Below are 26,307 nucleotides of genomic sequence, written 5' to 3'. Positions count from 1 at the left end.
CGCTTCCCCGTCTCATCGAGTTCCGAGGAGATCGACATGCGCCGCTGCCTTGACGAGCGCCAGCAAAAATTCCTTGCGCTGGCGGACAAGGTCCTTCCCGCGTTCACCGAACGTGCGGCCCTGCACGACCGCGAGAACACCTTTCCCTTCGACAACTACGGCGACCTGCGTGCCGCCGGGCTCCTGCGGCTGACGGTGCCCGAGGAGCTGGGCGGGCTCGGCGCGGGCCAGGAGGAGATGCTGCTGGTGCTCGAACGGCTCGCCAGTGCCGACGGCGCCACCGCCCTGGCCTACGCCATGCATGTCGCACCACTCGGTTCATGGGCGTTGACCTGGCGCCGTACCGGTGCTCCTCCGCTCGCCCAGGTGTTACAGCTGGCCGGGCAGGACCGGCTGGTGCTCGCGGCGATCGCCAGCGAGATCGGCACGTCCAACCTCTTCGTCGACGCCAAGACCACCGCGACCCGGGTCGAGGGCGGTTACCGCATCACCGGCCGCAAGAGCTTCGGGACCAACAGCGCCGTCGCCTCGCTCTGGGCGACGACGGCCAGGTACGACGATCCCGACAACGGACCCCGCCTGCTGATCCTGCTGGCGGATCCCTCCGCTCCGGGTGTCTCGATCGAGCAGACCTGGGACACGCTCGGTATGCGGGCCACCCAGAGCAACGACGTCGTCTTCGACGGGATGTTCGTGCCGGAGCAGAGCGTCGTCCAGTCGATACCGGTCGGCCACTTCGACGCGCAGGTCCTGGAGACCATCATCTGCTGGACCGCGCCCAGTTTCGGCGCCGTGTACACGGGAATCGCCGCAGGCGCGCTGGAGTGGGCCCTGGGGCAGATCAGACGCAGAGGCCTCGAGAACGATCCGCGTGTCCAGGACGCCGTCGCAGACGTGGAGATCATGCTCGAGGTGAACCGGAGCGTTCTGGAGCGCCATGCCGCCGAGGTCTCCAGCCACCGCCTCATCGACCAGCTGACCGTCCAGGAAGGGCTCGGGCGCTGCGCCTTCGTGAAGAACGTCTGCACGAACAACGCCGTCGCGATCATGACCCGTCTGGTCGATGCCGTGGGCGGGGCCGCCTACATGAGGGGCCGGCCCTTCGAGCGCATGTGGCGCGACGTCCAGGCGGGGTTGGTGATGCCCATCAACAACCGCACCGGGAAGGAGCTGATCGGCGCGAGCTCGCTCGGGATCGCGGTCGCTCCCGTGGCGGCTCCGCAGACGCCGGTGACGCCTCCCGGCGACGTCGAGGGGAGCACCCGATGACGACCAGGGCATGGCGGACGGTGGTGGCCGTCGTCTCGGCCCTGGCGCTGTCCACCGCTTGCTCGGCAGGGGGCATGAGCCACGCTCACGGCTCCGCCGGAACGCTCCGCGTGGGGATCATCCCCAACATCTCGCCGGAGACGCAACGCGCGCAGTACGAGCCCTTCCGCGAGTACCTCGCCGACCGGTTGAAGACCGACGTCGAGCTCTTCGTCGCGACCAACTACGCCGGCGTCGTCTCGGCCCTGGCGGGCAGGAAACTCGACATCGCCTACCTGGGCGGGCTGACCTACGTCCAGGCGGAGGCCCAGGTGAAGGTCACCCCGCTCGTCACCGAGGTCGACCAGGAGACCGGAACCCCTGAATACCTGTCGGCGATCGTCGTCAGGGACGACGCCCCGTTCCGGTCCGCCAAGGACGTCGTGGCGGCCGGAGGCAAGTTCGCGTTCGGGGACGTCAGCTCCACCTCCGGCAGCCTCTACCCCCGCATCATGCTCGTCGAGGCCGGAGCCCGGTGCCAGACCGGAGACCTCACCGTGTGCCCGCCCCTCGGCTCGGTCGCCTTCACCGGGGGGCACGACGCGACGGCGCAAGCGGTCATCTCCGGCAGCGTCGACGCCGGAGGCATCGAACTGCGGATCCTGCACCGCCTTGAGAGGCAGGGAAGCGTTCCCGAAGGAGCGCTCAGAGTCGTGGAGACCCGCGAAGTGATGGGGTACCCATGGGTCGCCGGCCCTGATGTGAGCAGCCAGACCCGAGACGCCGTGGTGGAGGCGTTCACGGCGATGTCCGATCCCGAGCTCCTGGATCTCATGCGCGCCAAGGCGTACGTGAAGGTGTCGGCCGCCGACTACGCCGAGGTCCGGGAGCAGGCGACCGAGCTCGGCCTCCTGACGGCTCCATGAGGGGACGGGAGAGCCGACCGGCGATGGGCCTGGAGCTGTCCGGCGTCCGCGTCGGGTTCGCCGGCCGCTCCGTGCTCGACGGCGTGAGCCTCAGCGTGGCGCCCGGAGAGCAGGTGGCCCTGCTCGGTCCTTCGGGGGCCGGCAAGACGACGCTGCTGCGTGTGGTCGTAGGAGCCGTCACCCCGGCCGGGGGCACGGTGCGGGCCGACGGGACCGATCCTTCCGGTTCCCGCGCGGACCTGACCCGGCTGAGGCGCTCCATCGGTTGCGTACGCCAGCGCGATGACCTGGTGAACGGACTGACGGCCCGCACCAACATCCTGGCCGCGGCCGCCCACGAGTGGAGGATCGGGGAGTGGGTGGCGGTGCTCATGGGCGGCGTCCCGCGGCGGTTCGCCGAACGGCTGGCCGAACTCGCCCGTCGTCATGACATCGAGGCACTGCTTCCGGCGAGGGTCGAGCGGCTCTCCGGCGGAGAGCGGCAACGGGTGGCACTCGCCCGAGCCCTGCTCACCCGCCCCCGGCTGATCCTCGCGGACGAATGCACCTCCGGCCTGGACCCGGTCCGGGCGGCGGTCGCTCTGGACCATCTCAAACACTCCGGTGCGACTCTGCTGGCGACGACGCACGATCTCAGCGTCGCCAGGAGCTTCGACCGGGTGGTCGCCCTGAGGGACGGAAAGATCGTCTTCGATGGCAAGCCGCCGGACGCCGAAGAGATCGAGCGCATCTACGGACGGTCGGCACCGGAGGAGATGCTTGCATGACAACGGATGAACAGGCCCTCGTCCGGTACGCCCGCCCACCCTGGAGACCCCTGCGGTGGATCCTGGCGGTGATGGTCGTCTCCGCTGTGCTCTGGTCCTTCGCGGGAACCGGTGTCGGGCCGGCCTCCCTGATCGCGGGCAGGGCCGGAGCCGCGCAGATGATAGCCGGGCTCTTCCCTCCCGACCTCGACGCGGAACTGCTCGGCAGAGTCGCCACCGCGATGGTCGAGACCCTGCAGATCTCCGTCGCGGCGCTCGTGCTCGGAAGCGTGATCGGCCTGCCCTTGGCCGTCGCGATGGCCGGCAACGTCCAAGCCCCTCGCTGGCTCGCCGCCGCGGCAAGAGGCATCGCCACCATGCTGCGCAGCGTCCATGAGCTGCTGTGGGCTCTGCTGTTCGTCGCCGCCGTCGGACTGGGGCCCGCAGCGGGCGTCTACGCGATAGCCCTGCACTCCGCCGGTGTGATGGCCAAGCTCTGCTCGGAGCAGTTGGAGGCGGTGGACCCCGCTCCGGTGGAGGCCATGCGGCTCACCGGTGGCTCCCGTCTCACGACCGCCCTGCTCGCCGTCATCCCGCAGGGGCGTGCCCACCTCGCCTCCCAGGTGCTCTACCAGTGGGAGTGCAACATCCGTAGCTCGGTGGTCATCGGTTTCGTCGGAGCAGGAGGGATCGGCCAGGCGCTCGGGGTCGCCCTCCACCTGTTCCGCTACCAGGAACTGGCGACGCTGGTGGCATCGGTGGTGATCCTCGTCATCGGGGTCGACCGGATGTCCAAAGTCCTCCGGAGCCGTCTGGGGGCGGCGTCCGGGCGCGCGGCCGGCAGCACGCCGCGCCCGCTTCGATCACTCCTCGGAAGGAGCGTCAGATGAAATTCCTGTTCGTCCTGCACGAGCCGCCGTACGGCAGCGAGCGGACCTACAACGGCATCCGCTGGGCACGGCAGATGCTGGAGGAGGACGGTAACGAGGTCAAGGTCTTCCTGTTCGGTGACGCCGTGGTCTCCGCGACGGCCGGGCACAAGACCCCCAACGGGTACTACAACGTCGCGAACATGATCCGCGGGCTGGTGAGCAAGGAGGCCGAGGTCGGATGCTGCGGCGCCTGCCTGGACGCGCGGGGCATCAGCGAGGAGAACGTGGCGGTGGGAACGCACCGCTCCTCGATGAAGGAGCTGGCGCAGTGGACCGCATGGGCGGATAAGACCATCAGTGTGTGACGGACATGAGACGCCGCCGGCCGGGCGCCCTCATCGAGGGCGCCCGGCCGGTGCCTTTCAGGCCAGGCGTGCCATCGCGCGGACGGCGCGCTCGACCTCCTGCGGGTTCGTGACGATGCTGGGACCGAACCTGACGAACGATTCCCGGTAGGGGGTCTCGGCAGCGGAGATGCGGTGCTCCGCCGCGAGCTTCTGGACCACCGCCTCAGGCTCGAGGCCGTCCACGGCACAGCAGATGATCCCCGCCGACAGCCCGGCCGACCGAGGGGTGACGAGGCGCACGTGGGAAAGGCGCGCGAGGCCGTCCTTGAGCTGGTCCGTCTGGGCGCGGATCCGCGCCGCGACGCGGGCCAGGCCGATGGACTGATGGAACTTCACCGCCTCTGCCAACGCCCAGCGGTGTTCGAAGGAATGGTAGCCGCCGGGAGTCGCCAGGTCCCCTGGTGCGCCGTTCGGCGGCCTGCCTGTCAGCCAACCGGTGAAGGCGGGCATGGAGAAGCTCGGCACCACTGGCTGGAACCGTGCCCAGGCGCCGGGCCGGCCCCAGACGAAGCCCGTCCCGCGCGGCCCGAACAGCCACTTGTGGGTGCCGGTCATGAAGAAGTCGCATCCGAGGTCCCGCATCGTCGCGTCCTCGGCTGCGAATCCGTGCACGCCGTCGACGCAGAGGAGGACGCGGTCCTCCTCGTCGCGCCCGGCGTTGGCCTCGGCGACGGCCGCGGAGACCTGTTCCACCGGGAGCTTCAGCCCGGTGCTCGAATAGACCCAGCTCACCGCCACGACCCGGGTCTTGGCGGTGATGGCGGACCGTATCCTGCCCACGAGCTCGTCGGCGGAGACGGTCGCCGGATCGTCGTAGAGCTTCACGGTGCGGACGACCACACCGTCGGCCTGTGCGCGCAGACGCAAGGACTCGTGCGTGGAGTAGAACTCGTGCTCGGTCGTCACCACCTCGTCACCGGCACGCAGGCGCAGGCCGCGGTAGACCAGGCCGATCCCCATCGTCGTGCTGTCGGTGAGCGCTATCTCCTCCGGCTTCGCGCCGATGTAGCCGGCCAGGGCCTTCCTGACCGTGTCGCTGTACTGGAAGTCGGCCATCCCGAGCCCGTACTGCTGGGGTTCGGTGTCCAGCCCGTCGCGGAACCGCTTGATCGCGGCGGTGACGGGCGCCGGGTGGGAAGCCAACATGAACGCCGAGAAGTGGGCGTAACGCCGGGTGAGGGGGAACTGGGCGCGCACCGACTCCCAGCTGCGCGGGTTCAGCCGCGGAGCCTGAGCCTGTTCCCCGGATCCCGGCGTACCGGCCGTCGCCGACGAGCAGCCCGCGGCGAGCAGGCCTGCGCCGGTGAGCATGCCTCCCCGCAGGAGCGCTCGCCGATCCACTCGGGTCCCGGGTGCGCCGCGCTCGTCACACGAAGCGGCTTGCACACTCTGATCTGTCACAACGCCTCCTGTGCATGCGTCCCCACGGCGACGGGCACCCAGGGACTATATTTTTTTGAAGCGTAGCATTTGACTATATGTATATGAAGTAAGTGATTTGTTCCCTTTTAGGGGATTGATTGATCCGGTCGGCGGTGCCGGATTCGGTCCGGTGGCAGACCTTGTCGAAATGCGGTGTTTGTCGTTCGTCTCTCAGGTAGGAGGTGCTCACATGCGATACGCCCTTGTGTTCCGTGACGCAGCGCAGGCCGAAAGGACGTGGGAGGGGATGGACGACGACGAGCGCGAGCGCGAGTTCGAGAAGGTCGACCGCTGGTTCGCCGCCCACGCCGGAAGGATCACCGCGTTTCGCCGGCTGAGGTCCGTGGAAACCGCCACGACGGTGCGCTGGGGAACCGGGGAAGGACTCCGGTTCGTCGACGGCCCGTTCTGCGGGGAGCACGAGGCGGTCAGCGGCTACATCGAAGTCGAAGCCGCCGGTCTCGACGATGTGCTCGGCATGTTGCGCACCTGGCCCGGTGCCGCGACGGTCGAGGTCCGCCCCGTCGGGTGAGACGCGGGCAGGAGGCGCCGGTCAGGGCCGCCGCGGTGCCCGCCTTGCGTTCGTCTCCCGCATCCGCACGGCCACGACCAGCCCGGAGGCGACGGTGACCGCGCTGACCGCCCAGATGGCGGCCCGCATGCCGTAGAGATCGGCGACGACGCCGGACAGGATCGCACCGACCGCGAACCCTCCGCCGCGCCACAGCCGGTACACGCCGAGTGCCCGGGCCCGCCAGGACGGATGCGCGACGTCGCCGACGGCCGCCGGAAACTGGTGAGGTCGAACCCCAGCCCGAGACGGGCCGGACCTCTCACCACCCGGTCTCCAGGGAAGACCCCGTGCACCGGGCCCAGTCGTGCGGGCCCCCGGACAGGACGCTGACCTCCCGGTGCCCGGCACGGCGCAGAAGACTGGCCGCTGTGGCCGCCCGCTCCCCGTGGCCGCACATCACGACCCGGGGCCTCTCGTCCAGAGGGGTGCCGGTGAGCCGGCCGAGTTCGACGTGGTCGGCTCCGGGAAGGTGCCCGGAGCGGAACTCCGCCGCCTGCCGTACGTCGAGGACCCGCGTCCGGCCGACCTGGTCGGGGCCGATCACCTCCATGGTGGACAGGGTGCCCAGGTCGTCCCCGGTGATCTCTCCGAACAGGTTCTCATGACCGATCTTTAGGGCCTGCCAGAGGATCTCGTCCGGGTCCTGATCGGGGTTGCGCACGATGGCCACGGGCTCGGAGGCCGGAACGATCCAGCCGAGCCAGCTGGCGAACTGAGGACGCAGCGGTATGGAGATCGATCCAGGGACATGGCCGTTCGCGAAGTCGGCGACCGGGCGGACGTCGACGATGACGGCACAGGCGGCCGCGGCCTCCTCCAGGGTGACCGCCCGCAGGCGCGGGCCGGTCCGCAGTACTCCGGGGCCGACTCGGTTGACCTCGGGGAGCCGTGAGAAGTAGGCGGGGAAGCTGCCCAGGCCTTCGGTGAGCAGACGTGCGAAGGCGTCGGGGTCGGGAGCCGACAGGAGGGGGTTGCCCTCCTTCTCCCGCCCGATCGTCGAGGTCCGCTCGGCTCCCGGAGGTGCGGAGCAGAAGGATCCGGCACCGTGCGTCGGCCAGACCTCCGTCTCGTCGGGCAGCAGGCTCAGCCTGCGAAGAGAGTGGTACTGCGCATGCGCCAGCTCGGCAGTGTGCTCCCGACCGGCCAGGTCGGTCCGTGCCGCCGACCCCACGATGAGGGATCCACCGGTGAAGACGCCGATCGGCGTGGAACCGTCGAGCAGGAGGAAAGCGGTGTGCTCACGGGTGTGTCCCGGGGTGGCGAGGGCGCGCAGGGTCAGCCCTCCGAGATCCATCTCCTCTCCGTCGGACAGGCCAGCATGATCGAAAGCCCGCTCTCCCGAGGCCGAGGCGATGATGACCGCGCCGAGGTCGTGCGCCAGCTGGCGCGACCCGGACAGGAAATCGGCGTGGAGATGCGTCTCGGCGGTGAACGCGATCACCAGCCGGTGACGTTCGGCCGCACGGCGGACGGCGCGCAGGTCGCGGGAGACGTCGACCGCCAGTGCCCGGCCGTCCCCGAGGTCCACCAGGTAGGACGTGTTGCCGAGCCCTTCATCGACCAGGGGGATCAGCTGTGATTCCGAGAAGCCCACGACACCCTCCCTTGATCAACGCTGTTACAATATTCCATAAGTCTTTGGAGGATGTCGCAGGATGGACCGCGAGCGCAAGTCGAAGTTGTACGGGGAATTCGCGCGCATAGGGAAGGCGCTCGCCAACCCGCTCCGATTGGAGCTGCTCGACGTGCTGGCCCAGGGGGAGCGGAGCGTCGAGGATCTGGCTTCGGCCTGCGGGCTGAAGCTGAGCAACACCTCCGCGCAACTCAAGGTTCTGCAGTCGGCGGGACTGCTCGCCGCCCGCAGGTCCGGGACGCGGGTGTTCTACCGCCTGACCGGCGAGGCGATCGGAGCCCTCACCGAGCAGGTGAAAGCCGTCGCGGCGGCCTCGCTCGCCGACGCCGGGCAAGCGGCCCGTGACTACCTGGGAGGGACGGACGACCTCGAACCCGTCAGCAGGGCCGAGCTGGCCAGGATGCTGGAGGCGGGAGAAGTCGTGGTGCTGGACGTGCGGCCCGAGAAGGAGTACGCGGCCGGGCACATCCCGGGAGCGCTCTCGATCCCCCACGACCAGGTGGCCGCACGGCTCGCGGAGATCCCCGCCGGCAGCCGGATCGTGGCCTACTGCCGCGGGCGGTTCTGCGTGATGGCGCCGCAGGCCGTCCGCCTCCTGCGCGCTCGGGGATTCCACGCCAGGCTTCTGGAGGACGGGCTTCCCGAGTGGCGACGCGCGGGACTGCCCGTCGCCTCCTGATCGAGAGCAGGCATGACATGAGCCATCCGGGTCTCGACGAAGACGTGATCTACCTCGACTACAACGCCACCACGCCGGTCGACCCGCGGGTCGCCGAGGCCGCCTGGCCGTACATCAGCCGGTTCTTCGGCAACCCCTCGACCTCCTACCGCTACGCCGAGCAGCCGCGCCGGGCCCTCGCCGAGGCGAGGAGACAGGTGGCCGGGCTCATCGGAAGCCGCCCCGAGGAGGTCGTCTTCACCAGCGGGGGTTCGGAGTCCGACGCGACGGCGATCCGCGGACTGGTCCCGGCCGGCGGTCACGTCGTCACCCAGCGGACCGAGCACCCCGCCGTCCTGCGGACCTGCAGGAGCCTCGAGCGGCTGCACGACGTCCACGTCACCTACCTGCCCGTGGACGGGCACGGCCTGGTCGACCCGGCGGCACTCGAAGAGGCCGTCACGTCGCGGACACGCCTGGTCTCGATCATGACGGCCAACGGGGAGACGGGTGTCCTGCAGCCCGTCGCCGAGCTGGCCGAGATCGCGCACCGCCGTGGAGCGCTGTTCCACACGGATGCGGCGCAGGCGGTCGGCAAGGTCCCGCTGGCGGTCGACGAGCTCGGTGTGGACCTGCTCACCGTGGCCGGCCACAAGCTGTACGCCCCCAAAGGCGTGGGCGCCCTCTACGTGCGCAAGGGGGTGGCCATCGAACCGATGCTCCACGGCGGGGGTCAGGAGGGCGGACTGCGGGCGGGAACCGAGAACACCGCCTACGCCGTCGCGCTGGGGGCGGCGGCAGTCCTCGCCGCCGATGCGACGGCACATGAGGCGACTCGGCTCCGTGCCCTGCGTGACCTGCTGCATCTCCGGCTGCATCAGCGGTTGCCCGGCAGGATCCTCCTCAACGGGCATCCCGACCGGCGGCTGCCCGGCACCCTCAACATCAGCGTCTCCGGAGTCGGCGGGACCGAACTCCTCGCCGCGACGCCGCGGATCGCCGCCGCCACCGGATCCGCCTGCCATACCGGCGACCCGGAACCCTCCGCCGTTCTGCTGGCGATGGGACTGGACAGAGGCCGGGCGCTGAGCGCGGTGCGCCTCTCCCTCGGGCGCTGGACGACCGAGCAGGAGGTCGAGACGGCGGCCCGTCTTCTGGCGGATTCGGCGGATCGGTTGAGCGGCCCCGCCGCCGGCTTCCCCTGAGGAGGACGTGTCGCCGGGCGGACGGCTCTTCCGGTAGTTGACGCTAACGGAAGGATCGACATACGCTCGAATCACCTCCTTTTCCTACAAAATAGAAATTCACCATAAGCATCACCTGTTCGCCTCTTCGAGCCGCACGTCGGGCGATTTCAGCCTGTCGCCTGCAAGAAATCCGACTTTCCGGTGGAGACCCTTCCATGGCTCGTCTCGGCATGCTCATCGACCTGAACACCTGCATCGGATGCCACGCCTGTTCCGTCGCCTGCAAGGTGGAATTCGACGTCCCGCTGGGCGTCTTCAGGGACACCGTGAAGTACGTCGAACACGGCTCCTACCCGCAGGTGACCCGGCACTTCATCCCTGTGCTGTGCAATCACTGCGAAGACGCTCCCTGTCTCAACGCCTGCCCGACGGGTGCGGTGGTACGCCTCGAAGACGGCGAGGTCACCATCGAGGAGGGTGACTGCAACCTCAACAGGGCGTGCATGTCGGCCTGCCCGTACGGTGCCATCTACGTCGACGAGGACAGAGGCGCAGCGCAGAAATGCACCTTCTGCGCGCATCGAACGGCGGAAGGGCTGCAGCCGGCGTGCGTCGACGCGTGCCCTACGAACTGCCGCATCTTCGGAGATCTGGACGACGCCGACAGTGAGATCGCGAAGAAGGCGGCGGCGAACGCCGTCACCGTCTGGAAGGAAGGGGAGGGCACCCGGCCCCGCGTCCTGTACATCGATCCGCGGAACGCACTCGATCTGATCGCCGACGCCGGAGTGCAGGCGGACCAGGCGACTGATCTCCCGGGTGACAGGGCATGACAGCGCTGCGGCAGGCGCAGCCCCCTCTTCCCGAGCCGGCCTGGGGCCCTCTGCTGGCGGCCTACATCGTCCTTGTCGGCCTTCCCAGCGGTGTGACGCTGACGACGTGGTGGCTGGGCAGGCAGCGGCTCGCCGGGGCGGTGGCCGCCGACCGCTACGGTGCGTGGGGGGCGCTGGGACTTCTCGTCCTCATCAGCGCGATCCTGGTCCTCGACCTCGGCCGCCCCGAGCGCTTCTACCTGGTGATCACCCGTTTCGACAACCTCGGCTCTCCGATCGCTGTCGGGGCGAAGCTCATCGCGGTCAAGATGTTCCTCCTCGCCGTCCTCGTCTACGGATTCGAGCGCCGGCGCCGCTCGGCGGATACGGCGGTGACGGAATCCGCGGCGGCGGGCAGGAGGGCCGGCTCGGTTCTGGTCTGGAGTCTCGTCTTCGTCAGCTTCGCGCTGGCGCTCTACCCCGCATCCCTGCTGTCGGGGTCGTGGGCCTCCCCGCTTGCCGGCAGCAGCGGCTCGGCGCTGCTCTTCCTCCTCACGGCACTGCTCATGGGCGCCGCCGCCCTCCTTCTCGTCGTCTCCGCGCGAGGGGGCGACGGCACCCGGGAACTCCTTCACACCGGTCGCCGCGCCCTCCTTCTCCTCGTCGGCCTCTTCGCGGTCGCCCTGCTGTTCGAGGTGCTCTCCCTGGCGGGAAGACCACCGGACCGGCTCCTGGCGGGGGAGATGCTCGCAGGGAGCATGTCCACGCTGTTCTGGGGGGTCGTGGTGGGGGGCGGCATCGTCGTTCCCTCGGTAGGACTGCTGTTCTTCCGCGCACGCCGTGAAGTCGTCTTCCTGAGCGCCGCCGCGGCGCTGGCCGGCGCCGCGGCGACCCGATACCTGCTCTTCGCCGTCGGCCAGTGAGGAATCGACCGTGCCAACCGAGCATCACAGTGATCCGGACCTCTCGTGGACGCTGACCCGCCGTGACCTCCTCCGGATCGGAATGGTCGCCGGCGCGGCGGTGGCCGGGCTGGGAACCATCGAGATCATCGATCGCGCCGCCGACGACCCGGCCGGTCAGAGGAAGACCGCCGGAACGGTGCACAAGATCCCCTCCATGTGCCAGATGTGCACCACCGCGTGCGGCATCATCGCCAACGTGCGCGACGGTCGCCTTCTCACCATCGAGGGCAACCCGGCCGACCCCAACAGCCGCGGTTCGATCTGCGCCAAAGGCGTGGCGGGCCCCTCCATCCTGTACGACCCCAGCCGCCTGCTCCATCCGCTCAAACGCGCGGGCAGGCGCGGGGAGGGACGGTGGCGGCGCATCTCCTGGGAGGAGGCCTACACCGAGATCGCGGACAGACTCCGGGACATCAGACGGAGCGGTCGTCCCGAGGAGTTCGCCTTCCAGCAGGGACGCAACCGGTCGTCCGACATCGTCAGCAGGTTTCTCAACGCCTTCGGCACCCCCTCGGCGTTCAACCACCGCGCTCTCTGCTCGCTCAACCGCCGGGCCGCCATCCTCGCCACCATCGGCGACTCCGACTGGGACCTGGGAGACTTCGAGAACAGCCGCTACATTCTGAACTTCGGATCCAACTGGGCCGAGGCCCACCAGGGCCACATCCCCGTCGCCATCCGCATGATGCGGGCCCGGGAGCGGAACAACGCGAAGATCGTCACGTTCGACGCGAGACTTTCCAACACCGCGGCGGTATCCGACGAATGGTTCTGCGTGAAGCCGGGGACCGACGGTCTGATCGCTCTCGCCATGGCGAACGTCATCTGCACCGAACGGCTGTGGGACAAGGAGTGGTTCGACACGTGGTCGAACCACTCCGCCGACGACTACGCCAGGCACGTCCGGCAGTACACACCGGAACGGGCCGAAGCCGAGAGCGGCGTGCCCGCGGAGGCCATCCGGCGTGTCGCCAGGGAGTTCGCCGAGGCGGCGCCGCGGTGCACCACGATCTGCAACAGGGGATCCGCCGCCCACCGCAACGGCTTCTACAACGATCGGGCCATCACAGTGCTCAACGCACTGGTGGGGAACATGGGAAGAGTCGGCGGCTGGTGCTGGCATCCCATGAGCGCGTGGGACAAGAAGCGGATCCCCGAACCCGGACCCGTCCCGGAGAAGCCTTCCGCACGGAGCCCGATCGCGGAGGCCGAGGACTGGCCGCTGGCCAATGCCTGGGACAACAAGATGCGCGTCGGTGAGATCGTCTACCTCTGGATAAAGGAGCGCCGGCAGCGGATCTCGGCTCTCATGACCTACAACTGCGATCAGGCATGGTCCTGGCCGGAAGCCAACCTGGTCCGGGAAGTGCTTGCGGACGAGGAACTCGTCCCCTTCCACGTGTGCATCGACGTCATGCCTTCCGAGACGTCGAACCTCGCAGACATCGTGCTGCCCTGGACGACCTACCTCGAACGGTGGGACATCGACTCGCGGCCTCCGCAGGGGCTCGTCGACTACGTCGGGTTGCGGCAGCCCGTGGTCAGCCCTCTGGGGGAGTCGAAGGACCTGCGGGAGATATTCCCGGAGCTGGCCCGCCGCATCGGCGACGGCATGGAGCGCTACTTTCCCTGGCGGACGCAGGAGGAGTACTTCGATGAGTACTTCCGGGCGGTTCCCGGTGGACTCGCGCACATGAAGGCGGCGGGGGTGTGGCAGGACCCGGCCAAGAAGCCCAACTACGCTCCCTACGAGCGGATCCTCACCAAGGAAGAACTCCGCGACAGCGAGATCGATGAGAAGACCGGGATCGTCTACAGCGGAACGGATCCGGAGAGCGGGAAGCGGCGGGCGATCGGAATCATGATCGACGGCGTGGCCCGGCAGGGATTCTCCACTCCGTCCCGCAAGGTCGAGGTGTACAGCCAGTTCGTCGCGGACAAGGGCGGTGAAGCCGGCAAGACCATCTCCCCACTCCCGATCTACGAGCAGATCCCCGCCCACCGGGGAGGGCTCGGGGAGGACCAGCTCATCATGATCAGCTTCAAGTGGAACGTGCACAACGCCCACCGCACCATGCAGTCCAAATGGCTCCAGGAGATCGTCCACACCAATCCCGCCTGGATCAACAGCGCCACCGCGGCCTGCCTGGGACTGCGCCATGGCGACTGGATCGAGGTGACGAGTTTCCGCCCGCGCGACGAGCAGGTACCGGGGGGGGACGGTTCCCGGTTCGGGACCCTGCGCACCCGCGTCCATGTCACCGAAGGCGTCCACCCCTCGGTGATCGCCATATCCCACAACGCCGGCCGTACGACGGGCGGTCCGGTGGCCAGCAACGGCCGTGACCGTGCCGCTCTCCCCGGTCATGAGGCGGTGCCGGACAAGGACGCCGAGCGGATCTGGTGGGCGGGATCCCTCAGCGTGCCTCAGAACGACATCCTGCCCATCTATCCCGACCCGGTCTCGGGCCAGCAGGCCTACCACGACACGATCGTCAGCATCCGGAGAATCGAGGACCGTGCGTGAGGGACGTTGACCTGCATGCTCTGGCTGAGAGCCGCGGAGTGTTCCTGCTGATGTCCAGACTGCTCGGCAAGGAGATCGACCACGCGCTCTACCGTGTGCTGGCGGCCGCCGACGCCCGGGCGGCTCCCTCCGGTCCGCTCCTGATCGATGCGGAGACACGTTCGATGGGGGAGGAGGAGGCCCTCCGGTCGCTGGCGGCCGAATACTGCCGGCTGTTCGTGGGGCCTCGCCCGGTCTGCCCGCCCTATGAGTCGGTTTACCGGGGGGAGGCGGTGATCGGTGGACGCGCAGAACATCGGATCAAGATGTTCATGATGCGCTACCGGCTCGGATCCACGATCCCGGTCGACTACCCCTTGCTCGCGTACGACCATCTTGCCGTTGGGCTTGCCTTGCTGCATCACCTCTTGGAGGCGTGCGCGGAGCCGTCATCCAGTGGGCCGGCGCAGGAGCAGGCCGAGGAAGCGGTCCACCGGCTGATGGATGATCACCTACTCTGGGCTCCTTCGTTTCTTCAGGACCTTCACTCCGCCACGCGTTTCGCCCCGTACGCAGGTTTCGCGGACCTCACCGCCCGGTTGCTGCTGAGGAGGTGAGCACTTCCTCCCCGTCCCGCAGATCACCGACGCCTCCCTCGGCTACGAGGAGGACGACCTGTGATCCCCGTCCAGCAGGGGGGCCAGCACCCGGAACAGATCGTCCGGCTCCCGGTAGACGACACCGGTCATGCCCAGCTCGACCGCGGTGTCCACGTTCGCGGCCCGGTCGTCGACGAACAGGCAACGACGGGCGGCGGCTCCCGCGGCCTGCGCGGCGGCCTCGTAGATCCGCCGGTCCGGCTTGGCCACCCCCACCTGCGCGCTGGTGACCACCGCGTCGAAGGAGCAGCCCAGCCCGGCCGCCTCCAGGACGGCGTTGAGCTGGAGCGTCGAGTTGGACACCAGCACGACCGGCACCCGGGCCCGGACCTGCCGCAGCAGGCCGACGACCTCCGCGTCGATCCGGCACCCGGCCTCGACGAATCCCCGGCTCAGCTCCGCGGCGTCCCGCGGGCCGGCCGGCCCGGCGAGCCCGGCGGCGATCGCCTCCGTCCACTGGCCGACCGTGATCCGTCCGAGGGCCGCGGGCACGGCCAGCTCCGGAGCGAAGGCGATCTTCTCCGTGGTGCCCGGGACCAGCCCGCAGGCGCGTTCACGCCGTTCGTGCTCGGTCAGGTCGACGTAGCCGATCACGTCGTAGAAGTCGCACAGCACCGCGTCGAAGGGCATCGGTTCTCCTGTTCATCCGCGCAGCCGCTCCCGCCAGGGGTGCGCGCCGTACTCGGTTTCCAGCGCCCCGTCCAGCCAGGCCCGCTGCCGCGCGGTCAGCAGCGGCAGCACCTGGTCGAAGTCCAGCTCGGTCTTGGGGCGCGGGTCCTTGGCCTTGAACAGCAGCTGGACCTCCGGGGCGAGGCGGAGGAAGCCGCCGGCGTCGGCGGTGACCGAGGCCAGCGGGCGGCGGATGCGCGCGTCGCGCCGGTAGACCCAGGTGTCGCCGTCGGCCTCGTCGAGCATCAGCTGGAAGCGCCACGGCCCGCCGGGGTGCTCGCGCACCCAGACGTCGTGCGCCCGGTCGGGCAGCGTCTCGTCCACCGGCCAGGGGCGCAGCGTGCCCGGCGGGTCGGCGACGTGGCAGTCCCAGCCGCTCAGCAGGCGGCGCACCGCGCGCTGGTCGCGGCGGAGCACGGAGACGTCCACGTCGCCGTGCTCGCGGTAGGCGCGGCCGACGGCCAGCTCGCCGGCCGCCGTCTCGGCCGCGGGTTCCTGCTCCCGGTGCCGGACCAGGCCCGCAGGCCCTGCCGACGGGTCTGGTCCGGCCGTCGCCGGCAACGCGAGGGATCCGATCAGGCGGGTGCACTCCGGTGGACCTGCGCCGCGATGATGACGTTGCCGTACAGGTCGCGGAAGTGCAGGGAGGAGCCGTCGGAGTCGTGCCGGTCGGCCCAGGTCTCCACGCCGGCGGCGGCCAGGCGCTCCCGCACCGCCGCCAGGTCGGCGGTGTAGAGGACCAGCAGCGGCTGCCCGCCCGTCTGCGCTCCGACCAGGGAGAGATCCTCTCCGCTCGCGGGCATGAGCCACAGGCCGCCGTCCTGTCGGCCGGGCAGGCCGATGTGCAGGAAGCGGTAACCGTCGGCGAGCTGGTCGTGCAGCACGGTGAAACCGAGGACGTCGCGGTAGAACGCCAGCGCCTCGTCCTGGTCCTTGACCAGCACGACCGTCCGGCCCAATGCGGTGAACATGCGGTCTCCTTCACTCCGGCACGCGACCGACGCGTGTCCGGTCCGGGTTCTGCGACCATGACGCATGAACCGCGCCCGAATCGACAACTCCCGCCCGCCGACTACGACCGGCACACTCCTCCGGTAGCGCGTACGCTGGATGTGACCGCTCTCACCGTTTCCTTGGTCGATTGCGATGAGCAGGTCAGGGAGCCGGTTCGTTCGCGAGCCGGCCCCTGTCATCGGCGCCCCTTCGCACGCTCGGCTCGTCCGCCGGGTGGGCATGGAGCAGGGCGAAGCCCGGCATGCCCTCGTGCGGCCGGATGCCCGCGGCGAACACCTCAGGGCCATCGAATACGGGTTCACCGCTGGGGCGGCGGGCGTAGGCGACCCGGCCGTAGTCCACGCCCTCGCCGCGGTCGCAGCTCATCCAGGTGATCGCCTCCTGCCCGCCCTCGCGCAGGGAACGGTCGACACCGCCCGCACGGACCGCGCGCTCACGGAGCTCGTGCGGGCACCCCCCGGGGGGTTGCTCGTGCCGGGGCAATCCGGAACGCGACTTCACAGACCCCGCGGCGGACCACCACCTCCGTAGGAGCATCGAAGCGGTTCATCCTTGCATCCGAGCGCTGTGTGTTCACCTCTCGTTTCCCGCGCCTTCATCGACATCTGTCAATATCGACAAATGTCAAAGTAGATGAAAATCGATACGAAGAACCCAGGATGAGCACCACCTCCAAGCGTGGCGGCCCGACCACCGACCGGCACCTGTCCCTCTCGTCCGCGCCGCCGACGTCGTGGTCACCATGGGCGGCGGCGACGCCTGCCCGATCTCTCCGGGCAAGCGCTGCCTCGACTTGGAACTGGACGAGTCGGCGGGTGAGGACGTCGAGCAGGTCGGCCCGATCCGGGATGAGACCGAGCGGTGTGCGCGGGCCCTGCCGGCCGATCTGGACGCCCCGGTCTCCAGACCGCCACCGATCGCCGGGCCGCCTCCGGTCCGCTCATCGACACACGTCAATATGGATGGCGGGCGAACCCGCTGGATCGACGTGCTGATCAGGGAGAACGATGGAACCGCTGGAGCCGCTGGAGTGCTGCGCGCCGCTGGCCCGCGAGCCGATCGATCCCGGCCGGGCCGCCGGGGTGGCGCGGGTGTTCAAGGCCCTGGGTGATCCGGTACGGCTGCGCATCCTGTCGATCGTGGCCAGCCACGTCAACGGCGAGGCGTGCGTGTGCGACCTGACCGCGGCCTTCGAGCTTTCCCAGCCGACCATCAGCCACCACCTGAAGGTCCTCAAGGACGTCGGCCTGCTCACCAGTGAGCGGCGGGCCTCCTGGGTGTACTACCGCGTGGTCCCCGAGCGGCTGGCCGAGCTGTCCGGCCTGCTCGCCGCCCCCACCGCCCTGACCGAACGCTGAAGGAAGCACTCATGTCCTCTCCTGCCCGTACTCCGGCGCCCACCGAGGTCGCTGATCCGGGCGTCCTCAATGGCCTGTCCACCCTGGACCGGTTCCTGCCGGTGTGGATCGGCGCCGCCATGGCCGCCGGCCTGCTGCTGGGACGCCTGGTGCCCGGCCTGGACACCGCGCTGGAGGCGGTGCAGGTCGGCGGGATCTCCCTGCCGATCGCGCTCGGCCTGCTGCTGATGATGTACCCGGTGCTGGCCAAGGTCCGCTACGACCGGCTCGGCACCGTCACCGGCGACCGCCGCCTGCTCCTCAGCTCACTGGTGCTGAACTGGCTGATCGGCCCGGCGCTGATGTTCGCCCTGGCCTGGCTCCTCCTGCCCGACCTGCCCGCCTACCGGACGGGTCTGATCATCGTCGGGCTGGCCCGGTGCATCGCCATGGTGCTGATCTGGAACGACCTGGCCTGCGGTGACCGCGAGGCCGCCGCCGTGCTGGTGGCGATCAACTCGGTCTTCCAGGTCGTCGCCTTCGCCGGACTCGGCTGGTTCTACCTGGAGGTCCTGCCCGGCTGGCTGGGCCTGGGCCGGGGCGCCGCGCTGGAGGTGTCGGCGGCCGACATCGCGCAGAGCGTGCTGGTCTTCCTCGGCATCCCGCTGGCCGCCGGTTACCTGTCGCGCAGGCTCGGCGAGCGCGCACGCGGCCGCGACTGGTACGAGGGCAGCTTCCTGCCGAAGGCCGGCCCGATCGCCCTGTACGGTCTGCTGTTCACCATCGTCATCCTGTTCGCCCTGCAGGGCGACACGATCACCTCCCGGCCCGGCGACGTGGCCCGCATCGCACTGCCGCTGCTGGCCTACTTCGTCCTCATGTGGGGCGGTTCGTTCCTCGCTGGGCGGGCGATCGGCCTGCCGTACGACCGCACCGCCACGCTGGCCTTCACCGCGGCGGGCAACAACTTCGAGCTGGCCATCGCGGTGGCGGTCGGCGTGTTCGGAGTGACCTCCGGCCAGGCCCTGGCCGGGGTGGTCGGGCCGCTCATCGAGGTACCCGTCCTGGTCGCCCTGGTCTACGTCAGCCTGGCCGGCCGCCGCCTGTTCTCCACCGCCCCGAAGGGAACCGCTCATGTCTGACACGCCCGCCAGGCCCAGCGTGCTGTTCGTGTGCGTGCACAACGCCGGACGCTCCCAGATGGCCGCCGGCTGGCTCGCCCACCTGGCGGGCGACCGCATCGAGGTCCGCTCCGCGGGCTCGGCGCCCGCCGAGACGATCAACCCGGTCGCCGTCGAGGCGATGCGCGAGGCCGGCATCGACATCGCCGCGGAAAAGCCCAAGGTGCTGACCACCGCGGCCGTGCAGGACTCCGACGTGGTGATCACCATGGGCTGCGGGGACGCCTGCCCCATCTTCCCCGGCAAGCGCTACGAGGACTGGAAGCTCGACGACCCCGCCGGTCAGGGCATCGAGGCGGTCCGGCCGATCCGCGACGAGATCCGCGCCCGGATCGAGAAGCTCATCGCTGAGCTGCTGCCCGCCTGATCTCCCGCCAGGAATGTGGCAGTCGTCCCGTGGCCTCCGCGGCCGGGGTGGCTGCCGCTTTCTGCTCCATCGAGCGCGTTCGCGCCGCGCGCGGTCCCCATCCCGCGATGCCACCGGAATTCCGCCGGCGACGGTCCGCTAGCCGGCGAGTCGCTCGATGACCTGGGCAACCATCGCCTTGGCGCTGCGGTCGGCACCGATCAGGGTGGCGGAGGCGGGCCCGGTCCAGTCGCCGTAACCGAGCAGGTGCAGGCGCGGCTCGGCGAGCGCGCGGGTGCCGTCGACCGGGATCGTTCCGCCGGGACCGCGGAGTCCCAGCGGGGCCAGGCGGGTCAGGGCGGGCCGGAATCCGGTGCACCAGATGACGGCGTCGCAGTCCAGGGTGGTGCCGTCGGAGAAGGCCACCCCGGCGGCGGTGAGACGGGTGAACATCGGCTCGGCCTTGAGCGCGCCGCGGTCGCGGGCCTCGCGCACCGGCGGGACGGCGACGGTGGAGAGTTCGGCGAGGATCTGCGCGGCGGAGTTGCCGCCGCCCACGACGACCACGCGCATGCCCCGGAAGGGCTCAGGGCCGGCGTAGGTCGCGGTGTGCGACTGCCGGCCGCGGAAGTCGCCGCGGCCGGGGTAGTGCGGCACGTACGGCCGCCACAGGTGCCGGTCGCGCTGACCACGATCCGCGCCCGCCAGGTCCCGGCGTCGGTCTCGACGGCCAGGCGCTCACCGGCGTCGCGCACGGTCCGCACGGTCGCCGGCCGGATGACCGGCAGCGCGTAGCGCTGCTCGTAGTCGCTCAGGTAGGCGACCGCGTCGGCGGCGCCCAGGTGGCCGCCGCCGATGACCGCGACGTCGACCGGCCGCGGAGCGCCGGCCATCGGTGCGGTCATGCGGTGATGAGCCGGGCATCCGCCGGACCGGCGGGCGCGGGCCCGGCCGGCGGCGTGAACAGGGTGCCGAGCCGGTTCACCACCTCGGGGACGATCCAGTAGTAGACCCAGGTGCCGCGCCGCTCGCAGTCGATCAGCCCCGCCGTGCGGAGGACCTTCAGGTGGTGGGAGATCGTGGGCGCGGTCAGGTCGAAGGCGTCGGTCAGGTCGCACACGCACGCCTCACCCCCCGCGTGCGAGCCGATCATCGACAGCAGGCGGAGCCGGACCGGGTCGGCGACCGCCTTGAGCAGCACCGCCAGCTCGGCCGCCTCCGCCTCGGCGAGCGGCTCGCGGGCGATCGGCGCGCAGCAGGCGGTGGTGGGGGCGCTCATGAGCAGGCTCCTTACTTCGATCCTGGTCTAAATGGTACGCGGTGGTAGGCGGCCAGCGCGAACGCGGCGATCGCGCAGGCGGTGCCCACCGTCGCCATGACCCGGCCGCAGCCGGCGACCTGGGCGAGGGCGAGCGCGCCCAGCGGGGCCGATGCCTTGGCGGCGACGGAGAAGAGCGCGATGCGGCCGGACAAGGTGGCGTAGGCGGTGGTGCCGTGAAGGCGTAGTAGAGCACGCCGTAGCCGATGGTCTGGGTGACGGCCAGGGCGGCGACGATCCGCGCGCCCTGGCGCCGGGAGCGCGGCAGACCGCCGCCCCCGGTGGCGGAGGCGGCGGTCCCGGCGGCGGTGGACCTCATGCGGCCTCGCCGGAGCAGCCGATCAGACGCAGGGCCTCCTGCGTGCGGTGGGATGACCGTCGGACATGGCCGGATCCCGCCTCTCGTCGAGTGATCGTGGCACGGGGTCGGGCGTGGGTCAGCCGCAGCAGCCGCCGCCATCGGTGGTGGCGGACACCCCGGCCAGGGGCAGCGGGGTGGTCGGCAGGCCGCCGCTGATCCCGGTGGCCAGCCCGGCCCGCGTCTCCTGGGCATCGGCCAGGTCCGACGAGCACACGCCGGTCTCCGGCAGCTCCAGCCGCACCTGCCGGGCGGCCGCCCAGTCTCCGGCCAGGGCGGCGACGACGGAGCGGACCTGCTCGTAGCCGGTGGCCATCAGAAAGGTCGGGGCGCGGCCGTAGCTCTTGACGCCGACGGCGTAGTAGCCGGCCTCCGGATGGGCGAGCTCGTCGGCGCCGTGGGCGGGCACGGTGCCGCAGGAGTGGTGGTTGGGGTCGATCAGCGGGGCCAGGGCGCGGGTGGAACCCAGGACCGGATCCAGGTCCAGGCGCAGCTCGGAGGCGATGGAGTGGTCGGGGCGGTAGCCGGTGGCGGCCACGATCCGGTCCGCGACGACCTTCTGCTCGACGCCCGACGGGTCGCGGCTGACCACCGTCACCGCCTCGCCGTCCACGGTCACCTCGTGGGTGAAGAACCCGGTCAGCAGCGTGATGCGACCGGACTCCACCAGGGCGCGCAACCGGGTGCCGAGCGCGCCGCGGGCCGGCAGGGCGTCGGCCGCGCCGCCGCCGTAGGTGCGGGCCGCGTTTCCGGCGCGGATGGCCCAGGTGATGCGGGTGTCCGGTGCCTCGTCGGCGAGGGCGGCCAACGCGAGCAGGGTGGTGGCGGCCGAGTGGCCGGCGCCGACGACCAGGGTGTGCCTGCCGGCGTAGGCGGCGCGGTCCGTGCCCAGCACATCCGGCAGGGCGTGGTCGACGAACGCGGCCGCGGCGTGCTCGCCCTGCGCGGGCAGGCCGGAGGCACCGAGCACGTTCGGGGTGCGCCAGGTGCCGGAGGCGTCCACGACCGCACGGGCGGTGATCTCGCTGCCGTCGGCCAGGCGGATCAGGAACGGCGCGGCCTCGCGCCCGGTGGTACGGACCCGGTCGAACCCGGCGCGGCTGATCCCGGTCACCTGGGCGTTCAGGTGCAGGTGCGGGGCGATCGCCGGGTGCGCGGCCAGCGGGGCCAGGTAGTGCTCGACGAGCTCGGCACCGGTCGGCAGCCAATCCGGATCCGGAGCCGCCCAGCCGTGGGCGTCCAGCAGGCGGCGGGCGGCGGCGTCGAGGTCGTACTTCCACGGACTGAAGGTCCGCACGTGCCCCCACTGGGCGATCGAGGCGCCCACCCGGGATCCGGCCTCCAGGACGAGGAAGCCCAGGCCGCGCTCGGCCAGATGGGCGGCGGCGGCCAGGCCGACCGGCCCGGCGCCGATCACCACGACCGGCAGGTGGGCCGGCTGCGGTGAGAGCACGGCCTGCTCATTGCCGGCGGCCGGGACGGTCTGCCCGGCCGCGGTGCTCTGGGCGGCCGGTACGGCCTGCGCGCTCTGCTCGGCGGGGGCGGCCGGGCCGCAGCATCCACTGCTCATGGTGATTCCTCCTGGGTTCGGGTGGTCGCTCTCGGACGGTCGGTGGGATTCAGCGGGCGATCCAGGCGGCGGCGCGGGCGCGCTCCGGCACGGCGTCGGCCCGGCAGGCACGGTCGCAGGCGGTGCCGGTGGCCTCCTCGAAGGGGACGGGCGCGGACGTCGCGGGAGCCGGACGGCGGCGCAGCAGGAAGCGCATCCCACACCTCATGTTTCGAAGGTTGTCTAAGTAGTGCTCAGCCTGCCACTCTGATTAGAGAAACGTCAAATTAGGCGGTGGCAAAAACAGGTGGGTCTCCGGTGCTCCCGGCGCTCGCCCTCGCCCTGGTCGCCGTGCTGGGCCTGGACGGGCCCATCGCCTGGTGGTCCTGCGTGCCCGTCGACCCGCCCTCGCGGACCGGGTTGCGGCGGTCGGCCGCCGCACCGCCGACCTGCTGGTGGCCGGGGTAGTCCCGCGCACGCACCCCCATACCCGAATGATCATCCATGGGTGGTGCGTTGATCCTTTGAGGGGGCCACCGTTCAGATCGGGTTCCAGCCCGGGAAGGGGGGACCCGCCGGCACTAGAAGATCAATCCGTCCCGTATCCATTGAATATTCACCTACCGTAACGGCTCTCATGCTGGTAGAAATCATGACGCGAGTGGGGTTGTCTGGAGGGGGAACCGCGCTCGCCGCGCGGACACGGACGCCATCGGTCGGTCATGGCGGTTGCTCCAGGGCCCATGGCTCCGTGTCCGCGCACCGACCGGCTCCGCACGGCGCGAGAGGAGCCGGAGACCGCCGCAGTTGCCCGCGCCGTCGGCGCCCAGGGGTGCGGCTGGTGTGCGGACACGGGCGCAGAGATCAGCCGATGACCGGCAGGTTCATGACGAGCCGGTTGCGTCCGGACCGCTTGGCCGCGTACAGGGCCTCATCGGCTGTGTCGATGAGGCCGGCGATGCCCTGGCCGGGTCGGCGGACGGCGGCGCCGATCGAGACGGTGACCGCCACCGGCGTCCCGCCGGTGGGCACGGGCGCACGGCTGATGCTGCGGCGGATGCGCTCGCCCAGTTCGTGAAGATGTGCCGGGTCGCAGTCGTGCAGCAGGACGAGGAACTCCTCTCCGCCGTAGCGGACGGCGATGTCGTCGCTGCGCAGGTCGGCCCGCAGCCTGTCGGCGACTTCCTGCAGCACCGCGTCGCCGACGGAGTGGCCGTAGGTGTCGTTGATCCACTTGAAGTGGTCGATGTCGACCACCAGGAGGCCGTTTATCGCGCGGGAGGCGGTGGTGGCGCGGCGGCCGAGGACCTCCTCGAGGAAGCGCCGGGTGTACAGGCCGGTCAGCGCGTCGGTGAGGGCCAGGCGCCGCTGCGCCTGCAGCAGGAGGGTCATGCGGGTCAGCATCAGCGCGAACACGATCACACAGCCGGCCGCCAGGGTGGGGATGTGCACCGGCGTACCGCGCACGTGCTGCAGGTACAGGAAGCACGGCGGGGCAAGGCAGGTGGCCGCGACGATGATCAACCGGCCGGTTCCGGTCACCGGCGCGCAGGCGGCGTGCCGGTCCAGTCGCGTCATGGACGGGTGCAGGGCTGCCGCGGCCAGGACCAGGGGGGCCGACAGCCACAGCAGGTCGGCGAGGTGGCTGTGGCCGTGTCCGAGGATGCGCTGGAGGGCGTAGGTCGTGTCGGCCAGGAAGATCAATGTGCCGTAGGCGTACAGCAGCCAGTGGGCGGTGGTGCGGGCGGCGTTGCCCAGGATCAGCCGTACCGCCATGAGCAGCAGGACCAGGTCCATCGCCGGGTAGATCGCCACCCATACCGCCGCCGCGGACCGGTGCGGATCGGCCATGACGGGTGAGAGCACCATCGTCCACAGCGGCAGGCCGGCGCCCACGACGATGATCGCGGCGTCGATCCCGTCGGCCAGCGTCCACATCAGGCCGCGCTGGCGCAGGAACATCAGCACCGCGGCGGCCGTCAGCGGGTAGGCCAGCAGGAACAAGACGGTCGGCAGGCCGGGGCCGGCGTCAGGGGTCCACTCCTCGCGGCGCAGGTGGAAGGCGAAAGCACCCAGGGCGACGCTGAGCTGCCCGGCGGCCAGCAGCAGCCAGGGCAGGCCGTGGGCGGGGCGGTGGCGGCCGATCCCGACGATGACGGTGACGGAGGCTGCGACGCCTGGCACCACTGCGGCGATCATTGCCGTGGTGCCGCTCGCGTCCAGGTGCTGGAGCACGTGCAGGACGCCGGTGCCGACCAGTCCCGGCAGCAGGTAGGCCAGCCAGGTTCGGGCATGTGGAGGCGGAGCGGGGTCAGATCGCATCGAGGCAATCTCCTTCGCGCACCGGTCACCGGGCGGCGTCGAAAGCGCTGATGGATGCGCGCACTGCCGGTGGATGCGCAAGTTGAGGGGGAGGGGGACGTGACGGTCCGCATCACCGTCCGGGTACGGCATGCACGACCAGTCCGTTGATGCGGACCGTCACCAAGTGCCTACATGATGCCATTGATCTACCCTGAGTGGGCAAGCGTTTCCCGTCAGTGATGATGTGATCCAGCTCTCCAGGAGGCGGGGACGCATCCGTCGCCGCTCGATGGACGCCACGGATGCCGGCGATCCGCCGGGAGGCGATCGGCTGGCCGGCGGATCGGGCGCCGCCGGGTCGGACCCGGCGGCGGGGCCGGGTTGCACGTGGGTCACGGTATGCGGGCGCCCCCGCCCGGGGTCCGAAATTGCGGCATACTGGCTGGTCATCACCGTTGCCCGGGGCCCGGTCGGCTGCGGTCCGCCCGTGACGGCAGCATGACGGCGATGGACCGGATGTTGGTCGCGCTCGATGAGGGGCAGACGAGTGTGGCGCCGCTGGTCATCGTATCCGGGTGACCAGCGGCGCCTTCCCCGGCGCAAGGAGGGGATAGGGCGATGCCGCCCTACTGCGCTCCTGACCATGTCTACCATCCGCAGCGGCCGCGGATAGAACGGATCGGCGAAGGCGGCGCGGCGCGATTGGGGGATCTTGTGCCCGGGATGAAGGATTTCTTTCCCCGGTAGAAAACACCTCATCCGACGCGTGTCCGCATTCCTCCGTTCGCAATACGGCGCACATCACTTTCCAGGAATACGGCATACCGAAAAGTGTCCAGTCGGGCGGTGAACCTCTGGCCGCTCCTGTGTCTCCGCTGGCGGATGGCCCTTTCATGAATCTCCTGCGGCCATTCGATCATGGAGTGCGGCGGGGCCGGCCCGCCCTCTCCCCGCTTCGCGCGGCACATGAAAAGGATGACCGGGACGGTTGACGAATTTCCACTTCAGGGGAAAATTCCTCACCTCAAGCGGAAGAATACCTACTCTTCGCCATCGATCGGTTACCCAGAGCGCGGGGAGATCGTGTTAGCTATGTGCCGCCCGCGGACGACGGCCCGGCCCCACCCAGCCTCGGCACCGCACCGTCCGCGAAGAGATCCCCGCTCGTGCCTGCCAGGGACCGAGTGGGAGGTGATGCCCTCCCGGCGTCGTTGCGGTTCGTCGCATCGGGCGGGCATCACCTCTGCCCCGGGGTGCCTGAGGGCGGGGGCACCCCGGGGCGGGATATCCCGCCCCGACGTCAACGGCAGCTTCCAGGCAGCAGGAAGGAGCCCCCCATGGCGCCGCCGGCGACCGCTTTCCCGGCCTGGGTCGGCTGATGGGTGACCTGGCCGGGCAGGTGACGGGCGTTCAGCGTGCGATCCCGCCGTTGCCCGCCAGGCACGTACGCCGAAGCGTCTGCTCCGCGGTGCGGTGCCGGCGCGAGGCCGATCCCGCCTCCCCGAGGAGTCGATTCCGTCCACCATCCGGCCGTGGCTTCGGCGCGCGCCCGGTTCCCCCAGCCCGAGGACTTTCATGATCGAACCGAACGTCGTGGCGGAACTGCTGCTGGGCGG

The 26,307-nt window shown here is 70.3% G+C and carries 28 protein-coding genes and 1 pseudogene; 16 read left to right on the top strand and 13 right to left on the bottom strand.

Annotated features, from left to right (window positions below; genetic code table 11):
• Positions 1 to 36 precede the first annotated feature (36 nt).
• Genes ABD823_RS03980 through ABD823_RS03960 form a run of 5 tightly spaced genes read left to right on the top strand, consistent with a single transcriptional unit; the run spans position 37 to position 4,157 of the window.
• A complete protein-coding gene (locus ABD823_RS03980; protein ID WP_344856000.1) occupies positions 37 to 1,269 on the top strand; it encodes an acyl-CoA dehydrogenase family protein in 1,233 nt (410 codons plus the stop codon).
• A complete protein-coding gene (phnD, locus tag ABD823_RS03975) occupies positions 1,266 to 2,174 on the top strand; it encodes a phosphate/phosphite/phosphonate ABC transporter substrate-binding protein (protein ID WP_344855998.1) in 909 nt (302 codons plus the stop codon). The genes ABD823_RS03980 and phnD overlap by 4 nt, the downstream gene beginning before the upstream one ends.
• Entirely contained in the window at positions 2,171 to 2,941 is a 771-nt protein-coding gene (locus ABD823_RS03970; protein WP_344855996.1) for a phosphonate ABC transporter ATP-binding protein, read from the top strand. The genes phnD and ABD823_RS03970 overlap by 4 nt, the downstream gene beginning before the upstream one ends.
• Positions 2,938 to 3,810 (top strand): phosphonate ABC transporter, permease protein PhnE, encoded by an 873-nt coding sequence (phnE, locus tag ABD823_RS03965; RefSeq protein WP_344855994.1) that lies wholly within the window; start codon positions 2,938 to 2,940, stop codon positions 3,808 to 3,810. Before ABD823_RS03970 ends, phnE begins: the two co-directional genes overlap by 4 nt.
• Complete coding sequence (locus tag ABD823_RS03960) at positions 3,807 to 4,157, top strand: DsrE/DsrF/TusD sulfur relay family protein (RefSeq protein ID WP_344855992.1); 351 nt, start codon at positions 3,807 to 3,809, stop codon at positions 4,155 to 4,157. Before phnE ends, ABD823_RS03960 begins: the two co-directional genes overlap by 4 nt.
• A 57-nt stretch (positions 4,158 to 4,214) precedes the next feature.
• On the opposite strand, the gene ABD823_RS03955 is transcribed toward ABD823_RS03960, so the two are convergent.
• Positions 4,215 to 5,510: an aminotransferase class V-fold PLP-dependent enzyme gene (locus tag ABD823_RS03955; protein ID WP_344855990.1), complete on the bottom strand. Its 1,296-nt coding sequence runs from the start codon at positions 5,508 to 5,510 to the stop codon at positions 4,215 to 4,217.
• A 358-nt stretch (positions 5,511 to 5,868) separates the two neighbouring features.
• On the opposite strand from ABD823_RS03955, the gene ABD823_RS03950 reads away from it, so the two are divergent.
• Positions 5,869 to 6,153 carry a YciI family protein gene (locus tag ABD823_RS03950; protein WP_344855988.1) on the top strand — a complete coding sequence of 95 codons (285 nt, stop codon included), beginning with the start codon at positions 5,869 to 5,871 and terminating at the stop codon, positions 6,151 to 6,153.
• 21 nt (positions 6,154 to 6,174) lie between these two features.
• Here the strand turns inward: ABD823_RS03950 and ABD823_RS03945 are convergent, their stop codons facing one another.
• Together ABD823_RS03945 and ABD823_RS03940 are read right to left on the bottom strand one after the other, a co-directional pair.
• Positions 6,175 to 6,357 (bottom strand): hypothetical protein, encoded by a 183-nt coding sequence (locus tag ABD823_RS03945; protein ID WP_344855986.1) that lies wholly within the window; start codon positions 6,355 to 6,357, stop codon positions 6,175 to 6,177.
• Positions 6,358 to 6,454: 97 nt separating this feature from the next.
• A complete protein-coding gene (locus tag ABD823_RS03940; RefSeq protein WP_344855984.1) occupies positions 6,455 to 7,789 on the bottom strand; it encodes an MBL fold metallo-hydrolase in 1,335 nt (444 codons plus the stop codon).
• A 61-nt stretch (positions 7,790 to 7,850) separates the two neighbouring features.
• Here ABD823_RS03940 and ABD823_RS03935 point away from each other — a divergent pair, with 61 nt between their 5' ends.
• The 6 genes from ABD823_RS03935 to ABD823_RS03910 all read left to right on the top strand — a co-directional run bounded on the left by ABD823_RS03935 (position 7,851) and on the right by ABD823_RS03910 (position 14,573).
• Positions 7,851 to 8,507, top strand: a complete 657-nt coding sequence (locus tag ABD823_RS03935; protein WP_344855982.1) for an ArsR/SmtB family transcription factor — start codon at positions 7,851 to 7,853, stop codon at positions 8,505 to 8,507.
• Positions 8,508 to 8,524: 17 nt separating this feature from the next.
• Positions 8,525 to 9,691 carry a cysteine desulfurase family protein gene (locus ABD823_RS03930; protein ID WP_344855980.1) on the top strand — a complete coding sequence of 389 codons (1,167 nt, stop codon included), beginning with the start codon at positions 8,525 to 8,527 and terminating at the stop codon, positions 9,689 to 9,691.
• Positions 9,692 to 9,903: 212 nt separating this feature from the next.
• Positions 9,904 to 10,506, top strand: a complete 603-nt coding sequence (locus tag ABD823_RS03925; protein ID WP_344855978.1) for a 4Fe-4S dicluster domain-containing protein — start codon at positions 9,904 to 9,906, stop codon at positions 10,504 to 10,506.
• Entirely contained in the window at positions 10,503 to 11,408 is a 906-nt protein-coding gene (gene nrfD, locus ABD823_RS03920; RefSeq protein ID WP_344855976.1) for an NrfD/PsrC family molybdoenzyme membrane anchor subunit, read from the top strand. The genes ABD823_RS03925 and nrfD overlap by 4 nt, the downstream gene beginning before the upstream one ends.
• A 10-nt stretch (positions 11,409 to 11,418) precedes the next feature.
• Positions 11,419 to 13,977 carry a molybdopterin-containing oxidoreductase family protein gene (locus ABD823_RS03915; RefSeq protein ID WP_344855974.1) on the top strand — a complete coding sequence of 853 codons (2,559 nt, stop codon included), beginning with the start codon at positions 11,419 to 11,421 and terminating at the stop codon, positions 13,975 to 13,977.
• On the top strand, positions 13,974 to 14,573 hold the full coding sequence (locus ABD823_RS03910) for a TorD/DmsD family molecular chaperone (protein ID WP_344855972.1): 600 nt from the start codon (positions 13,974 to 13,976) through the stop codon (positions 14,571 to 14,573). The genes ABD823_RS03915 and ABD823_RS03910 overlap by 4 nt, the downstream gene beginning before the upstream one ends.
• A 42-nt stretch (positions 14,574 to 14,615) precedes the next feature.
• Here ABD823_RS03910 and ABD823_RS03905 read toward each other — a convergent pair whose 3' ends face one another.
• From ABD823_RS03905 to ABD823_RS03890, 4 genes are all read right to left on the bottom strand, one after another.
• Positions 14,616 to 15,245: an HAD family hydrolase gene (locus ABD823_RS03905; protein WP_344855970.1), complete on the bottom strand. Its 630-nt coding sequence runs from the start codon at positions 15,243 to 15,245 to the stop codon at positions 14,616 to 14,618.
• Between the two features lie 12 nt (positions 15,246 to 15,257).
• Entirely contained in the window at positions 15,258 to 15,845 is a 588-nt protein-coding gene (locus ABD823_RS03900) for an amino acid transporter (protein ID WP_344855968.1), read from the bottom strand.
• Between the two features lie 14 nt (positions 15,846 to 15,859).
• Positions 15,860 to 16,255, bottom strand: coding sequence for a VOC family protein (locus ABD823_RS03895; RefSeq protein WP_344855966.1), 396 nt, complete (start codon positions 16,253 to 16,255; stop codon positions 15,860 to 15,862).
• Between the two features lie 184 nt (positions 16,256 to 16,439).
• Positions 16,440 to 16,664, bottom strand: a complete 225-nt coding sequence (locus ABD823_RS03890) for a hypothetical protein (protein WP_344855964.1) — start codon at positions 16,662 to 16,664, stop codon at positions 16,440 to 16,442.
• 641 nt (positions 16,665 to 17,305) lie between these two features.
• Between ABD823_RS03890 and ABD823_RS03885 the strand changes: the two genes are divergently transcribed.
• From ABD823_RS03885 to ABD823_RS03875, 3 genes are read left to right on the top strand one after another with little or no spacing between them, the layout of a single operon-like run.
• The gene (locus ABD823_RS03885) at positions 17,306 to 17,656 is read left to right on the top strand and encodes an ArsR/SmtB family transcription factor (RefSeq protein ID WP_344855962.1); all 351 of its coding nucleotides are present in this window, start codon (positions 17,306 to 17,308) and stop codon (positions 17,654 to 17,656) included.
• An 11-nt stretch (positions 17,657 to 17,667) separates the two neighbouring features.
• Positions 17,668 to 18,777, top strand: a complete 1,110-nt coding sequence (gene arsB, locus ABD823_RS03880; protein WP_344855960.1) for an ACR3 family arsenite efflux transporter — start codon at positions 17,668 to 17,670, stop codon at positions 18,775 to 18,777.
• Positions 18,770 to 19,183, top strand: coding sequence for an arsenate reductase ArsC (locus ABD823_RS03875; protein ID WP_344855958.1), 414 nt, complete (start codon positions 18,770 to 18,772; stop codon positions 19,181 to 19,183). Before arsB ends, ABD823_RS03875 begins: the two co-directional genes overlap by 8 nt.
• Positions 19,184 to 19,321: 138 nt before the next feature.
• Here ABD823_RS03875 and ABD823_RS03870 read toward each other — a convergent pair.
• The 5 genes and pseudogenes from ABD823_RS03870 to ABD823_RS03850 form a co-directional block, all read right to left on the bottom strand.
• Positions 19,322 to 20,016: pseudogene (locus ABD823_RS03870) on the bottom strand (NAD(P)-binding domain-containing protein); the annotation flags it as partial.
• Between the two features lie 47 nt (positions 20,017 to 20,063).
• Positions 20,064 to 20,441 (bottom strand): ArsR/SmtB family transcription factor, encoded by a 378-nt coding sequence (locus ABD823_RS03865; RefSeq protein ID WP_344855956.1) that lies wholly within the window; start codon positions 20,439 to 20,441, stop codon positions 20,064 to 20,066.
• A gap of 11 nt (positions 20,442 to 20,452) precedes the next feature.
• Positions 20,453 to 20,635, bottom strand: coding sequence for a hypothetical protein (locus ABD823_RS03860; protein WP_344855954.1), 183 nt, complete (start codon positions 20,633 to 20,635; stop codon positions 20,453 to 20,455).
• A 282-nt stretch (positions 20,636 to 20,917) separates the two neighbouring features.
• Entirely contained in the window at positions 20,918 to 22,408 is a 1,491-nt protein-coding gene (locus ABD823_RS03855; RefSeq protein WP_344855952.1) for an FAD-dependent oxidoreductase, read from the bottom strand.
• A 49-nt stretch (positions 22,409 to 22,457) separates the two neighbouring features.
• Complete coding sequence (locus ABD823_RS03850) at positions 22,458 to 22,616, bottom strand: hypothetical protein (RefSeq protein ID WP_344855950.1); 159 nt, start codon at positions 22,614 to 22,616, stop codon at positions 22,458 to 22,460.
• 65 nt (positions 22,617 to 22,681) lie between these two features.
• On the opposite strand from ABD823_RS03850, the gene ABD823_RS03845 reads away from it, so the two are divergent.
• Complete coding sequence (locus ABD823_RS03845) at positions 22,682 to 22,855, top strand: hypothetical protein (protein WP_344855948.1); 174 nt, start codon at positions 22,682 to 22,684, stop codon at positions 22,853 to 22,855.
• A gap of 396 nt (positions 22,856 to 23,251) precedes the next feature.
• Here the strand turns inward: ABD823_RS03845 and ABD823_RS03840 are convergent, their stop codons facing one another.
• Entirely contained in the window at positions 23,252 to 24,709 is a 1,458-nt protein-coding gene (locus ABD823_RS03840; RefSeq protein WP_344855946.1) for a sensor domain-containing diguanylate cyclase, read from the bottom strand.
• Between the last annotated feature and the right edge of the window lie 1,598 nt (positions 24,710 to 26,307).

Origin of the sequence: Planomonospora alba (assembly GCF_039534085.1) — a bacterium.
In the GTDB taxonomy this organism is placed as follows: Bacteria; Actinomycetota; Actinomycetes; order Streptosporangiales; family Streptosporangiaceae; genus Planomonospora_B; species Planomonospora_B alba.
Note: the sequence above shows the minus strand (reverse complement) of the source record. Positions and strands in the feature narration are given on the sequence as shown.